Below are 15,025 nucleotides of genomic sequence, written 5' to 3' on the forward strand. Positions count from 1 at the left end.
AAAATTTAGAAAGAGACAAATTAGCCTCAGCAGGGCTAATATTGGCTGGCAGCAGATAGTTGCCAGCCAATATTATATTTAGCGATTTCCGTTATTATCTCGACGTGGACGACGATCACCACCACGGCCACCTTCACGACGGGCACCACCTTCACGACGGGCACCACCTTCACGGCGGCCACGGCCACCATCACGACGGCCGCCACGGCGCTCTGCTTGAGGCTCGTCACCAGTCCACAGTTTCAACTCCATTGGGCGGTTGCGAATCTTAGCCCCTTTCAAAGCTTCAATAACACTCTTGTCCATACCTTCTGGCAGGTAGACTGACGAGCAGTTATCAAACAGACGGATATGACCAATGCTCTGTCCGGATATTTTGCCTTCGTTGGCAATGGCACCCACCAGGTCACCCGGGTTGATTCCCTGGTCACGACCCAGTTCTACACGGTAGCGAACCATTCCGTCATTATTACGCTCACGGCCACGCTCACCACGTCTATCACCTTCACGGCGTCTCTCACCACGATCACCTCTTTCCCCACGCTCACGACCTTCACGACGAGGCTGTTCCGGCTCTTTGGCATCCGGGAATGGACGCTCTTTCTGAGCCATAAAGCAAAGTGCTGCCGCCATGTCTTCGTAGCTCAGGGCATTTTCCTGTTCGAGCTCCGCAACAATCTCACGGAACACATCCAGCTCTTCGCCCATTTCCATCGCTTTGATGACATCTTCCTTGAACTGACGGATACGAATATCACGTACGTCACTCATGGAAGGCAGGCGCATAGTATCAATGCGCTGTCGTGTAGCACTTTCGATGGCACGAAGCATTCTGCGCTCACGATGCGTAGCAAACAGAATGGCTGTACCTTCACGACCCGCACGGCCAGTACGACCAATACGGTGAACATAGGCTTCTGTATCGTAAGGGATGTCGTAGTTTACTACGTGGCTCATGCGCTCAACGTCAAGCCCCCTGGCCGCTACGTCGGTAGCAATCAGAATATCCAGAGATTTTTTCTTGAGACGATCTACCACTTTCTCACGCAGTGCCTGACTCATATCGCCATTAAGCGCTGCTGCAGCAAAACCACGGGCTTCCAGTTTTTCAGCCAGCTCAACAGTCGCGGTTTTCGTGCGCACGAAAATAATCATGGCATCAAACGGTTCCACTTCCAGAATACGGGTCAGTGCATCCAGCTTGTGGAAACCGCTAACCATGCAAACTTTCTGGGTGATGGTGTCAACCGTTGCTGTTTTGGCTTTAATTTCAACCGTTGCAGGCTCTTTCAGGTGAGTATCTGCAATTTTTCGAATCTGGTAAGGCATGGTGGCAGAGAACAGCGCTACCTGGCGGTTAGCAGGAGTCTGCTCCATGATCCATTCAATATCATCCACAAAACCCATGCGCAGCATTTCGTCCGCTTCATCCAGAACAACCGTTTTCAGACTGTCCAGTTTCAGGCTTTCTCGACGCAGATGGTCCATTACACGACCCGGCGTGCCTACAATCACATGCGCCCCACGCTGAAGGCTGCGCAATTGGCCACGCATATCCTGACCACCGTAAACCGGCAGAACATGGAACCCTTTCATATGACGGGCATAACGCTGAAATGCCTCCGCCACCTGAATGGCCAGCTCACGGGTCGGTGTTAATACCAGAACCTGAGGATCACGCTGTTTCAAATCAATGGCTGACAGCAATGGCAATGCAAATGCGGCAGTTTTACCGGTACCGGTCTGCGCTAACCCCAGAAGGTCACGACCTTCCAGCAGGTGAGGAATACTTTGTGCCTGAATCGGTGATGGGCTTTCATAACCAACATCCTGAACAGCCTTGATTACCGCTTCCGACAGGGGAAGGTCCGCAAAAGTCATCGCGTTGTTGGTATCAGTCATTTGATACTCCATAAATTCAATTCTTTACCATAAAAATGCCGCCATCTTGATCTCAAAAGCTGTCAGGTTCAGATCAGACGGCATTTGATGGTCCGGTTAACCGGCTCATGGCTGCTTGGTGCTGGCGACGCTTGGCGCAAACAGAAATGGAATGGCAGTGCACATTACCGAGGATAATTCGGAAAATTTGCAGGCCATGGACTTCCTGGTGCCGCTATCCGGAAAAATCGGTCTGATCGAACTCAGAAAGACATGACCGAATCGCCTGTGAGGTCCACGACTGCGTTTGGAGAGGCTTGATAAACAAGCTTGGCCTGCATTGGCAGAGGATAATAAGATCTATTGATCTTCCAGCGGCTGAACTCTCGATAGAGTGGGCAATTAACTTTTCAGCCGGATTAAATGCAGGAAACGAAGCGCCAGGACTTCCCAACAAAACCCATGCGTCCATCAGAAGGACTACGCATGGGGATAGAAAAAGGTCAGTTAGTTTAGCGTGTTTTTTAGACAGTGAATACTGTTTTTATCCATCAATAACTAGGGGATTATCGCATCTACGGACATTTCCCCCTAACATCACCTTGATATTTTCAGGCTATGGGAGCATACGACCTCTGGCACTCACATACAACTGGTACCATTGTTCACGACTTAATTCGATAGTTTCCGCCTCTCGACAGGCCTTGATACGCTGAGCATTGGTCGTTCCAATCACCGGCTGGATACCGGCAGGGTGGCGCATCAGCCAAGCCAATACAATAGCCTCTCTGGAAACACCCAGCTCCTCTGAAAACGCGTTGACCAGACTGGCGGTTTCCTGAATAGCTTCAGATTCACCATGAACATCTTTCCCGGTGAATACACCTTTACTTAAACAGCCCCAGGCCTGTAGCTGGATATTGTGGCTACGACAGTATTCAATAGTGCCTGGCGTAAAACTGACCGCCTGCCCTTCAGCGTGATTGACCAGTACGCCTTCATCCAGCCAGTCCAGATGGGTCAGGCCCATCTGCAACTGATTGACCACGATAGGCTGATCAAGGAATGACTGAAGGTATTTAATCTGGTGGCCATTCATATTTGACACGCCAAAATGCTTAACTTTTCCGTCTTTCTGCAGCTGATGAAACGCCTCGGCCACTTCTTCCGGCTGCATAAGCGGATCCGGTCTGTGCAGGAGCAGGAGGTCCAGATAATCAGTATTCAAACGCGTAAGACTGTTTTCGACACTGTGAAGAATCCAGTCTTGAGAGAAGTCGTAGCGATTGGGAACACGCCCTTCGGCAAAGCGAATGCCGCACTTGCTTTGCAGGAATATGTCTTCCCGCAACCCCGGCCTCTCAGCCAATACCCCGCCAAATACCTGCTCAGCCTTGCCACGTGTATAAATATCCGCGTGGTCAAAAAAATTTATGCCGCTCTCCAGAGCACTATCCAGAAACTGGTGCGCCTGCATCATATGATCTTTTGACACCGGGCTATTATCCCAGTCTCCACCCAACCCCATACAGCCCGCGGCAATCCTGCTGGCTTCAGGTAAGAAAATAGTCAGGGGAATTCGGTTCATAAGACTCCAACCCAATCGGGTTACTTATACATTATGGTGCAGGCATAGTAACAGCCAACCTCCGGGTTATCTATTCCCCCTCACCCAAGGTCCGCCTGCGCAAGGAAAAGAACCCATAAGTAGAAATAATCAGATAACAAAAAGCAGAACAGCATAGAGCAGATTTAATCCCCCACAGGTCTGCTGCAATCCCACCAGCAAGAGGAATGACAGCACCACCAACAATGGCAGTGGTAACAATACCGGATGCCTGAGTGGCCACCATGGGAGATAGTCCCTTCATGGCAAGCCCATAAATGACAGGAAACATGGTAGAATTAAATAGTCCAACCAGTGCAACTATCAGAACCGCCATCAATCCATGATTAGTCATTCCCACAACCAATAAGAAGCACGCACCCAAACCAGAAATAATCAACAGATAATCCGACCTGACGTATTTCATTACAAAGGGGCCTGACACTCTGCCAATCAGCATCCCTCCCCAGTACAGAGAGACGAACAAGGATAACTCACTGTAGGGCAGTTTCACCTGTTCAAAGAGGGCGTAGTTGATGATAAAGCTACCCAGCAACACCTCTGTTCCGACATAGAAGAAGACCGCAACGGCGCCAAAAATCGTGTGGGGATAACGCCAGGCACTGTCATTTGCAGACACTCCATCCAAGCGATCTTCGGCAATCAGATCCGGCATGGGAAGCACGCTATTGACCAAAGCCAATACCAATAATAATAAGCCGAGAACCCCGTATGGCATCAGGAGTGTCATGGCCCCCTGCTGCGCCTCTGAAGCGAAGCCAATGTTTAACCGCTCAGTCCCCACCGAGTCGAGTATTGCGGGCCCTGCAACCATTGGAGCTACGGTTGTACCTAAAGCAAAGAAAGCGTGCAAAAAAACCAGCCTCTGGTGTTCAATCGATGGATCACCCAACGCAGCACCATAAGGACTGGATACAACCTGTAGAAAACTGATACCAGATGCCACGACAAATAGTGTGATTAAAAAGGCATAATAATTGTCCAGATACCAGGCGAGCAAAAACAGCAAACACCCCAGGCCAGCAATGAGGTAGCCGGAAACCATGCCAGTCCTGTATGAAGTCTGCCGGACCACCTTGCCACAGGGGTAGCTGTTCACCATATAAGCCAGGAACCAGACCACCTGAATCAGTAAGGCTTGAAAGTAGCTGAGTCCAAAAACGGCTTTCAGATGAGGTATAAGAACATCATTCAAAGAGGTCAGAACACCCATCATAAAAAACAGAACAGCAATGGCTACCAGTGCCACATACTTTGTCGTGACAACGAATGAACCGATCATTTGACCAACCCGCCTTTCTGAGAAAAACAGCCTCTTGAGGGCTTTAAAGGTTGCACCATGCACCTTATCAGCCCTTATGACCGTAACCATGAGTACAAGTTCAGTGGTGGTGGAGCCTGTTTAACAAGGTTATGTATTTCAAACTCTTTAGTTCACTCAGCCCATTCAACAGCCTACGGCATTACACATCAGGCAATTTCACCGGCTGGAAGGGCAATGTCTTTCTGATGTTCCAGCACTGTTCGAGCGCAAATGGTGAGTCCTTTGACAATCTGCTCCAGTGCCATGGAAGGTTCATCACACTTGACCGCTTGCTCTGGCAATAACGGCACATGAATAAACCCGGCCCGGACATCCTGGTTTCTGAGTTCATGCATCACACCGTAGAAAAGATGATTGCAAACAAAAGTACCGGCACTGTTAGACACCGACGCGGGGATACCTGCCTGACGCATTTCTTGTACAATCGTTTTTATTGGCAGAGTAGTGAAATAAGCAGCAGGGCCTCCTTCAACCACTGGCTCATCAACAACCTGATTGCCTTCATTATCCACAAGACGAAAGTCATCCACATTGATAGCAACCCGTTCCGGCATAATACCAATACGCCCCGGAGCCAGACCGATCATAAGGACTGCATCAGGTTCATAATCACAAATTGCAGAAGTGACCGTAGCAATGGATTTGGTATGGACAACTGGAACGGTAACCGTTCTTATAACCCCCAAACCTTGTAACTCTGTACCATTTAGAATTCTTACCGCTTCCAAAGCCGGATTCAGTGGCATACCAGCATAGGGCTCAAAGCCAGTAATCAATATCGTTTTCATAGTCTTAAGTAACCAGTCACTGAACAATAAAGCTACAGAATAAAGTAGCCTGTTAGATTTTCTGAACCTTTGACCAGAAATCTGGTCAGAAACCAGAAAAGCCCAGAATTAAAGCAAAGCTACCTATAAGATTCACGCAGGTGATTTATCAAAACATCAAATTAATATTAATAAAAATCCTGCATACTTTTTGTATTTAAATTAAAAACAGGTGTGAATACAGTTCACATACTCCTGATCACTAAGATTAAAGGCTTAATAGCTATGGAAGTGAATAACTCAGCAGCAAGTATTATTCACAGCTTCCAGGAAAACCACCCTATCTTGAGTTCACCCATTGAAATTATTCAACAGCCTTTACTCCTTATTAATCAGGCAGTAAAAGTAGGTTTTTTTCTGGGTTATAAAGTTGCTGCAGCATCTGCCATAGTAATTGGTGCAACGCTGGGTGCAATCTACGGACTGGGAATAACGATTCGAAACCTTTTCACAAACAGTACTGAAAACCAGTGCACTTTCAGGCCCATTCATGATTATGCCATTAAACTGTCTAGAGCACTTTCAGAAAGTACATTAATTCCCAAGCTGGTCACGGGTGCTGTGGGTGGTGCAGCTATTACAGCATTTACACTTCCTGTTTTAATCTCTCCTTATTTTTGGGGAACGTTAGCCTGCGCAGTGCCTGTGTCAATCATTGATGCAACCATTAATGGAAAGCCAAAATACACAAGAAAAGTATTGAACGGAGTCTGGAAATACTCTGACCCGTATACTTATTTCAATACACCAGCTGATGATCATGAAGGTTTGAAAAAGTTTCAAAAACCATTATCCCCATATACTGGTCAAACCAAAAGAATCAATAAAGCAGAAAAGAGTGAACCGTTAAAGCCAGAGTCATCACCACCAGTGGAAAGACAGTCTGCAATAACAATAACACCAAATATCACAATAGAAGAAAACTGCAGGGCAAAGCCTGATTACAGCAGCCATTATTCAAGCACACCGGCCCTCCTGGCTGAAACAATAGAACTTCAGATTCAGCTTCCGGCTACCCGGCTAAAACATAACACCTTTAGGCCAGATGAAGTTCCTGAAAGAGAAGACCTGCCAAGCTATGTACCAGGGCCTGATGCTAACTGGTTCTGTACTCTGGCCCAGAAGTCATACCCCAAAGATGCGGTCGTACTTTGTTCTGAAAACGGTCATGAGGATTTATTCAGCTACAAACGATTGAAAAAAATGTTTGAATTGAAGGTCAGAAAAGACTTGGTACCATGCAACCCCAACACAAGACAACCCTTTACCTGGAATGACGTATATAGAGTCCGTGCCCCAATAATCAGAGAAAAGATAAAGAAAGAAGAAAGCCTGAATACAACCTGAAAATAAGTTAAGTGACTCTTAAGAAACTCAGCCCTATCCAATATTGATCACAGGATTACAATTAGCCATGAATCAATTGATCTCACAGCTAATTGTTCCCTCAATCAAATCCATTCTTAAAGGGATAATTTTTAATCCGCAACCTGACTTTTCATCGCCTTACGGATACAGAGAGCAGCCCCCCCCCAGGTAACACCAAAACCAAAGCTCATCATGGCAATTGCAGCAACAGTCATATCAGGCCTCCACAGGCATTGGATAAGGGCGACGGGTGGAAATCAGGCAGCTTATTACCACCATGGCAGCTACCATTCCCCAGCCAAACAGCATCTGATCAGCAGAAGCATAACCACCATAGTTCTCAGTTGCTGCAGTGATCAGGTTATTGCCCACAATCACTAACAACAGACCTACGCAGAGGTAGCGAATACAGAACTCCCACCAGGAACCAACCACAATCTCAGAGATGTTATTAACGTAGCCACGCATTTCAGGAAGCTTTTTAAACACCCAAGCCAACAGGAACAGCTCAATCAGGCAGCTTCCCAGTAACGCAATGTTATTAATGTAGTAATCAACTATATCCAGCAGTAACAATCCGCCATTCGTCGCATAAGCCATAGAAATCAGCGCACCGGCACCACAGATGACTGCAGCTGTTCTACGACGTGTCCAGCCCAGCTTATCCATAGCTGAAGAGACAATGGCTTCCATAATGGAAATATGGGAACTCAACCCAGCTACAACTAGGGCAATAAAGAACATGGGGCCAAGCAACCAGGGCATAGGCAGCAGATTGATCGCTGTTGGAATGGTGACAAAGGCAAGCCCAACACCTGAGCTGACAACTTCAGTCAGGGATACACCCTGCTGCCCAGCCATATAGCCCAGCACAGCGAAAATCATGACGCCAGCCATCATGGAAAATCCGCAGTTAATAAAGACGGTCATGATTGCATTATTATTGATATCCGACTTTTCAGGCAGATAACTGGAGTACGCAATCATAATGGCAAAGCCAACACTCAGGGTGAAAAAGATCTGACCATAAGCAGCTGACCACACCTTGGGATTCAACAACGCCGAGAAATCAGGTTTGAACATCCAGTTTACGCCATCAGCCGCACCAGGAAGCATCAAAACCCGCAGGGTCAGTACAACCACCATGATAAACAACAAAGGCATCATAATTTTGCCCAGTCGCTCAATACCAGTGCGAACTCCGGTAAAGGTCGCGTAGAAACTTACCGCCCAGGCCAGGAGGATCGGTGCAACAATGTGCCATTGCAGTGAACCAAGGGCAGAAGGACTGTTATCGCCCCCCAGCTGAAGATACTCTCCAAAGAAAAATGCATTGGCATCGGCTCCCCAGCTCTGAGTAAAAGAGAAACCAAGATAAGAGATACTCCAGCCAATAACCGCAACGTAGTAGCAGGCAATAATCGCCGCCACCGATACCTGAAACCACCCCAGGTACTCCATTTTACTGTGCAGTTTGGCGAATGCTCTTGGAGCAGAACTGCGCAGTTTCTGCCCCAGGCCAAACTCCAGAATCATAAATGGAATACCGGCTGTCAGCATGGCGAAGAAATAAGGAATAAGGAAAGCGCCCCCACCATTATCATAGGTCATGTAGGGGAAACGCCAGATATTACCAAGACCAATTGCAGAGCCTACGGCGGCGAGAATAAACCCGGTGCGTGAGGCCCACTGTTCCCGTTGCATACATCACTCCATTGCAACAAGTAATACGGAACCAGTTCCATATACTGAAATCGAGAAAAAGGGATTGTGCCTGTTACCGCTGATCCGGGGTGTAGGATCGGAAGGCCTTTGACGACAGGGGTGATTGCCTGACAAAGAAGTTACGGCATGCGCAGCGGGTAGCTGCAGGTATTAATGAAAAACGTAAATTTATAGTAATTTCCCACTAACCAGTAAATGCTTTTTACTAGACAACAAAGCGATACGCATTGATATAAATCAAAAAAATAACACTATAGTTATATATCTTTAGCATGAACTTCCAGCCCGTACATTTGCAATCCAGAAACTCCATGCAAAGCACGTATTTAAACAGGGGTTCCTGGTTGGCTTTCTTGGACACAGTGATAGTCTAGGAAACTCTCGGACTTAACCGATCGTAGTGAGAAAAAGTCCGAAAGGCTCCACGTAAGTTGTATCACCTGGAATACAGTCATGAAACGTTATTTCATAGCCCTGTTTATTTTGCTCTCTCCTACTGTCAATGCTGTGGACTTTGATTCGATTTTTGAGGGTAAATACATCTGGGGACATGAAGTCCACAGCTTTACTCCATGCGGCAGTAACCTGTCTTACTGGGTGAGTTTTGACTGGGCCGGACAGAGCATGCAGGATTTTTATAAAACCAACTTCAAAACACCCTACCAGCCAATGTATCTGAAGTTTCGCGGACACCTTCTGGATGAAAAAGTGGACGGTTTTGCTGAGCAATACGATGGATTGATTCGCATCAGTGAGGTCAAAGGCTATTCATTTGAACAACCCATCGACTGCCATTAAACAACGGAAAACCTGTATTATGCGACTGACTCTTGCACAGATGGAAGTAAGGTATAAAAAGCCTCAAGCCAACCTTGATACTGTAGAGTCACTGTTAACCTCATGCCAAACCCCAGGAGATATTGTTCTACTACCTGAGCTGTTTACTTCTGGCTATCTTTTTAAGAGTGCAACTGAACTGCATGAACTGGCGGAAGAAAATACAGGCAGTAAGACGATAGTAAGACTCCAGTCACTTGCCCGGCAACTTGACACCCTGATAGTTGCCGGACTCCCAGAGAAAAAAGACAACCAGTATTTCAACAGTGCAGTCGCTGTGGATAAGGATGGTTTAAAAGCCTGTTACCGGAAAATCAGTCAAACCAATATTGACCGTCAGTACTTCTCGCGGGGAAATAAACCCGTCGTCTTTGAACATATGGGCATCCGGCTTGGTATAGCGATCTGCTTTGATCTCTGGTTTCCAGAAATCGTGCGGGAGTATGTGAAGCAGGGAGTCGACGTTATTCTGCATCCAGCCAACTTTGGAGGGCAACAGAGTCTTCATATGGCAAGGGCTAGAGCGATTGAGAATGACGTTTATATTGCGACGTGCAATCGGCTGGGATCCGAGAGTACCGAAACAATTTCCGGCAATTACTGTGGTAACAGCCAGGTCTGCACACCAACAGGGGACTACCTGCTCAAACTGGAACATCAAGAGGAAACAGCAACGACAATCCTGAATATCGATTCAGAGGACCCCAAAAAAGTCATTGGGGTCGATCTTATTGATGAAATGAATGCCATTACTGAAATACTCAAAACCAGCACCAGGGAAAGCTAGGAGCCTGTCGTACTTAGCCGACCGTAGCGAGGAAATGTCCGGTTTGAGCCAGTTTTTATGCTGATTTGAGGCGAATAGTGGCTCTATTCAACGAGAAGCAGCATAAAAACTGGCCAAATCCGGCATTTTCGCAGTAGATCAGTGGTAAATCCGACAGGCTCCTAGCCAGTGGATGAACTAGCCTCCTACTTGGGAAATACTCTGAGTCCCTCCCGTCCAACCTTGATCTAGGAAGTGGCCATCCTCCTTGAGTCTCAGTGAGTCACGTATTCGAGCCAACAGCTCTTCCTGTTGACCATCACTTTGCAAAAGATCTCTCAAATCAATGCCTGATTCAGCAAACAAACATAATTGAAGCTGTCCAAGACTGGTAATTCGAAGCCGGTTGCAGTCATTACAGAAATCTTTACTGTATGGCATGATCAAACCAATAGTTCCCTCATAGTTACTGTGGCAATACTCCTGGGCAGGCCCTGCATCATACAAACGCACCTTTCTAACCCATCCCCTCTCCAACAGAAGCTCCTGAATTTTTTTACCCGAAAAATGATGCTTCTGGAAAAATTCCAGATTATTGCCGGTTTGCATCAATTCCATAAAGCGAACAGAGACGGGGTAGTCCCGGATCCAGTCAAGAAAGGCGTCCAGCTCATCATCATTAATGCCTTTCATAGCCACCGCATTCACTTTGATGGATGGCAGACCATGATCAAAAGCGTTTTGAATGCCTGACAGAATTTCCCGAAGCCGGTTATGACCGGTAATCAGCTCAAAGGCTCTCGGGTCGAGACTGTCCACACTGACATTGATGGCATCAATACCCGCATCCAGCCAATCCGTAACCCGCTGATCCATTTTGTAACCATTGGTGGTCATGGCCAGCTTTTTTATGCCGGGGATTTGCTTGATGGTTCTGACAATGTCGGAAAAATCCTGACGCAAGGTAGGCTCCCCACCGGTCAGGCGAATTTTTTCCACACCGACGGAGGCGAAAGCAGTTACCAGACGACGTACTTCGTCAATGGTTAATGCTTCACTGTGGTGATGGTCAAGGCAGCCGTCAGGCAAACAGTAGTTGCAACGAAAGTTGCACAGGTCTGTGACTGACAGCCGCAAGTAAGGGAATTTCCGTCCCTGAAGATCCTGCAATGGTTGCATAGAACACCTTTCCAATCGCGGGAGGCAGCAGAATTTCTTCTACAGCCCTGGCAGCCAGTTATGCATTCTCTGACTGCGGCTTCCAGTCCGTAGGGATACAACCCTTTAGGAACCGAAGCTCGGCGCTCGCTTGTTGATTCAGTTAATCACAACGTTAAACAGCCACACATGACTGTTAAAAATAGTAGAAATCATACTGCTTAAGGGACTGTTGAGATCGTTTTACAACAGTCAAGTGAATCCTACCTGCTTATTTCTCGAAAAACCATGACATCAGGCACTATTGTTTTATTGGATTAATACGTAAATCTGCTATTCTTCTGACCCTTTTGATCCATGAAAGCCATAAGCGACGAATACAGTACACCTTGCATGCAGTCTGGATCTTTTTTGTACGGATAGCAAAAGTGATCCAGATTAACTGGGGACACTCTGTGATATGTGAACAGCCCTCGAGCAATATGCTATCCATGGTTCCTGTTAACATCTAGGGGGGGTTACCAACTGGACATACAACCAGCCACTCATTATTTGCGCCAGACAAGGCGCGAGCTGCGTAGTGTGGTTGTTCCACATGAGCAGTGAGCAACGCTGTATGGTGCAAATAATGGGTGGCCCTTCGGGTTAGTCATACAAGCACTCATGCCGTGTTGAACGCCTTGAACAGGGAACCCCATGTCCTGCGCCGTTCGCCTTGCCTGAGTGATTGTATGACCAACTGGTTGAATGGCCAGTTGGTAACACCCCCTAGTTGCAGGCCAAAAAGACACCTTCTATGACTGCCTCAATGATTATTGCCAATATTCCCGTTCTGGGCATAGCAGCCTTCAGCGGCACAGGTAAAACAACGCTTATTGAAAAACTACTGCCACTTCTTGGTAGCAAGGGCCTTAGAACAGGCATAGTCAAAGCCTCTCATCATACGATAGAGCCAGACCCTCCCGGAAAAGACAGCTATCGTTTACGACATGCCGGTGCCAGCCAGCTGGTGTTGAGCATGCCAGGTCGTTCTATTTGCTATACCGAATACCCAGATGGATACGAACGACAGCTGCAGGAGCAGCTGCAACTGCTCAACCAGAATCAGCTCGATTTAATCCTAGTGGAAGGTTTTCGAGAGGCACCCATACCTAAAATCGAGCTTCATCGCAGTGATTATGAAAAGCCCTTCCTGTTTACTGATGACCCCCATATCATTGCCATAGCCTGGGATGGCAATCCCGGCATCAATCTTCCTGATCATCTGGCAGAATTGGATATCAACCGCCCCGAACACATTGCCGGTTTTATTGAGAACTTCTGCCATAGACATGAACGAGGCCAAGCATGAGTGACTGCTGTGCAACTGATGGATTAATGAGGCTGGAAGCAGCACTGGAAACCCTGATCGACGGTGTAAAACCAGTATCTGGATTAGAAACCGTTTCTCTGGAAGACAGCCTTGGCAGAGTATTAGCAGAGCACATCGTATCGCCTATCAATGTGCCTTCTCATGACAATTCTGCCATGGACGGTTATGCCCTGATCCTGAAGGATTTGCAGAGCCATGACACCTTACCCCTGGCAGGACAGTCCCTGGCAGGGCACCCTTTTTCCGGAGAGATTCCCGCCGGACACTGCATTCGTATCATGACGGGCGCCAGCATTCCCAAAGGTGCCGATGTGGTTATTATGCAGGAGCAGACTGAGACCACAGATCAGGGTATTCATTTTCTCCAGAAACCAGAGAAGATCGGCAACAATATCCGAAAAGCAGGGGAAGATATTCCGGAAGGCTCTCAGGTATTCACACCGGGCCGGAAAGTCCGCCCTCAGGATATCGGACTGCTGGCCTCGCTGGGCATTGCCAATATCACTGTCTATCGAAAAGTCAAAGTAGCCGTATTTTCTACCGGCGATGAACTGAAACTTCCAGGTGAGCCACTGGGACAGGGCGACATTTACGACAGTAATCGCTTTGTTATCAAAGCCATGCTTAAAAAACTGGACGTCGAAATCATCGACCTTGGCAAGATTCCTGACGATAAAGAGGCATTAAGAAAGGCGTTCCTGAAAGCCGATCAGGAGGCTGACGCGGTGATCAGTTCCGGTGGTGTCTCTGTTGGTGATGCAGATTACACCAAAGACATTCTTGATGAACTGGGAGAAACCGGCTTCTGGAAACTGGCCATCAAACCGGGCAAGCCTTTTGCCTTTGGGCAACTTCCGAACAGTGTTTTCTTTGGTCTGCCCGGTAATCCAGTATCGGCTACCGTCACCTTCCAGCAGCTGGCGGCTCCAGCCTTGCGCCATATGATGAACCAGCAGCCGGTAGAAAAAGTTGAACTCACACTGTCAACGCAAACCCAGCTCAAGAAACGTCCAGGGCGCAGGGATTTTCAGAGAGGAAGGCTGGTTTACAGTGAATCCGGTGAACTTCAGGTCATGTCCACGGGTCATCAGGGTTCTGGAGTCCTAAGCACAATGAGCCATTCTGACTGCTATATCGTGCTGGCCGAAGAGGATGGTGATAAACAAGCCGGTGACCTGGTGAAAGTGCAGCTGTTTGATGAACTCTTAATGTAAGACTTGATGTATGAAATGCAGGCTTAGGGTTGAAGAATTAGCTGGAGTTTAATTTACTCCAGTTATTATTAATTGACAGATCGAATTCCAAGTATGTTATTCGCTTTTTGCCAACTCAAAAACCCATACACTCTGCAAAAAACCTTATTAAAAGCCAGCTATAAGCTGGCATGGATTTTTAACCCCTCCTATCAACACAATAGCAGCCAGCCTACTTTTTTATTTAATTATCCAACAAGAATAACAAAGCACAAAAACCATTCTCTCACATGACTAAAAAAAGACAATAAAACAATTATTTACCAATAAACTTCCTTGTAATTACATTTATCTGCCTTTCAATTAAAAAACATTATTATATTAAATAATACAATATTACCGGCAAAAAGAAGGAACCAGTAATAGAGGAAAAAGCGTATTAAGCTTACTTTTTCAAACCATCCCTGCACCTGCAGCGTAACCGTCCTTATATCCTTGCCAGTATCCTACATTCAGCGCCTCTCTTTCCTTAGAAGACATCTGAGTTGTAATGGGAGCCTGTTCTAGCCTGAGACAAAACTCAAGACATTCATCAAACACTTTCACGCAATTTTCATCTTTTGGATTAACAAACAGCTTATGATGCGTTGCATCTGATATAGCAATCTTATAATCTTCAATAAACTTTTTAAGAGCATCATTCTCTTGAGAATTTAAATCAAATTTAATCTGCCCACACGCTATTCCAACATATACTCGCTCCATTAATAACAAAAGGCACTTATCATCAACCTTCATAACAACTCGACCAGATTGATCCGGGTGCTCTCTCTGAATGATTGAAACAATAGTGCTCTATTTTCACAGCTACTATGGGAACACCACTCATAATAGTTAACTGTCATGCCCGCTTCTGTTATTTCCAGCTCTACCAAAAGCATCGTTTT

General features: G+C 46.8%; 13 protein-coding genes and 1 riboswitch. Of the genes, 5 read left to right on the forward strand and 8 right to left on the reverse strand.

The window, feature by feature from the left end; genetic code table 11:
• Positions 1-78: 78 nt before the first annotated feature.
• The 4 genes from AK963_RS11410 to pcp all read right to left on the reverse strand — a co-directional run bounded on the left by AK963_RS11410 (position 79) and on the right by pcp (position 5,620).
• Positions 79-1,902 carry a DEAD/DEAH box helicase gene (locus tag AK963_RS11410; protein WP_238593704.1) on the reverse strand — a complete coding sequence of 608 codons (1,824 nt, stop codon included), beginning with the start codon at positions 1,900-1,902 and terminating at the stop codon, positions 79-81.
• 595 nt (positions 1,903-2,497) lie between these two features.
• A complete protein-coding gene (locus AK963_RS11415; RefSeq protein WP_066015576.1) occupies positions 2,498-3,469 on the reverse strand; it encodes an aldo/keto reductase in 972 nt (323 codons plus the stop codon).
• 70 nt (positions 3,470-3,539) lie between these two features.
• The gene (gene gluP, locus AK963_RS11420; protein ID WP_066015589.1) at positions 3,540-4,790 is read right to left on the reverse strand and encodes a glucose/galactose MFS transporter; all 1,251 of its coding nucleotides are present in this window, start codon (positions 4,788-4,790) and stop codon (positions 3,540-3,542) included.
• 188 nt (positions 4,791-4,978) lie between these two features.
• Positions 4,979-5,620 carry a pyroglutamyl-peptidase I gene (gene pcp, locus AK963_RS11425; protein WP_066015577.1) on the reverse strand — a complete coding sequence of 214 codons (642 nt, stop codon included), beginning with the start codon at positions 5,618-5,620 and terminating at the stop codon, positions 4,979-4,981.
• Between the two features lie 264 nt (positions 5,621-5,884).
• On the opposite strand from pcp, the gene AK963_RS11430 reads away from it, so the two are divergent.
• Positions 5,885-7,006: a hypothetical protein gene (locus tag AK963_RS11430; RefSeq protein WP_066015578.1), complete on the forward strand. Its 1,122-nt coding sequence runs from the start codon at positions 5,885-5,887 to the stop codon at positions 7,004-7,006.
• 131 nt (positions 7,007-7,137) lie between these two features.
• Here AK963_RS11430 and AK963_RS31960 read toward each other — a convergent pair whose 3' ends face one another.
• Positions 7,138-7,242 carry a MetS family NSS transporter small subunit gene (locus AK963_RS31960; protein WP_139117360.1) on the reverse strand — a complete coding sequence of 35 codons (105 nt, stop codon included), beginning with the start codon at positions 7,240-7,242 and terminating at the stop codon, positions 7,138-7,140.
• A 1-nt stretch (position 7,243) separates the two neighbouring features.
• Entirely contained in the window at positions 7,244-8,731 is a 1,488-nt protein-coding gene (locus AK963_RS11435) for a sodium-dependent transporter (RefSeq protein ID WP_066015579.1), read from the reverse strand.
• A 474-nt stretch (positions 8,732-9,205) separates the two neighbouring features.
• Here AK963_RS11435 and AK963_RS11440 point away from each other — a divergent pair, with 474 nt between their 5' ends.
• Positions 9,206-9,550 carry a hypothetical protein gene (locus AK963_RS11440; RefSeq protein ID WP_066015580.1) on the forward strand — a complete coding sequence of 115 codons (345 nt, stop codon included), beginning with the start codon at positions 9,206-9,208 and terminating at the stop codon, positions 9,548-9,550.
• A 19-nt stretch (positions 9,551-9,569) separates the two neighbouring features.
• Positions 9,570-10,376 (forward strand): carbon-nitrogen hydrolase family protein, encoded by an 807-nt coding sequence (locus tag AK963_RS11445; RefSeq protein WP_066015581.1) that lies wholly within the window; start codon positions 9,570-9,572, stop codon positions 10,374-10,376.
• A gap of 177 nt (positions 10,377-10,553) precedes the next feature.
• On the opposite strand, the gene moaA is transcribed toward AK963_RS11445, so the two are convergent.
• A complete protein-coding gene (gene moaA, locus AK963_RS11450) occupies positions 10,554-11,534 on the reverse strand; it encodes a GTP 3',8-cyclase MoaA (RefSeq protein WP_066015582.1) in 981 nt (326 codons plus the stop codon).
• Positions 11,523-11,671: riboswitch (molybdenum cofactor riboswitch) on the reverse strand. It overlaps the preceding gene by 12 nt.
• A gap of 638 nt (positions 11,672-12,309) precedes the next feature.
• On the opposite strand from moaA, the gene mobB reads away from it, so the two are divergent.
• Positions 12,310-12,864, forward strand: coding sequence for a molybdopterin-guanine dinucleotide biosynthesis protein B (mobB, locus tag AK963_RS11455; protein ID WP_083232591.1), 555 nt, complete (start codon positions 12,310-12,312; stop codon positions 12,862-12,864).
• Entirely contained in the window at positions 12,861-14,099 is a 1,239-nt protein-coding gene (moeA, locus tag AK963_RS11460) for a molybdopterin molybdotransferase MoeA (RefSeq protein WP_066015583.1), read from the forward strand. The genes mobB and moeA overlap by 4 nt, the downstream gene beginning before the upstream one ends.
• A 432-nt stretch (positions 14,100-14,531) precedes the next feature.
• On the opposite strand, the gene AK963_RS11465 is transcribed toward moeA, so the two are convergent.
• A complete protein-coding gene (locus tag AK963_RS11465; RefSeq protein WP_066015584.1) occupies positions 14,532-14,876 on the reverse strand; it encodes a hypothetical protein in 345 nt (114 codons plus the stop codon).
• Between the last annotated feature and the right edge of the window lie 149 nt (positions 14,877-15,025).

The organism is Endozoicomonas atrinae (genome assembly GCF_001647025.1).
In the GTDB taxonomy this organism is placed as follows: domain Bacteria; phylum Pseudomonadota; class Gammaproteobacteria; order Pseudomonadales; family Endozoicomonadaceae; genus Endozoicomonas; species Endozoicomonas atrinae.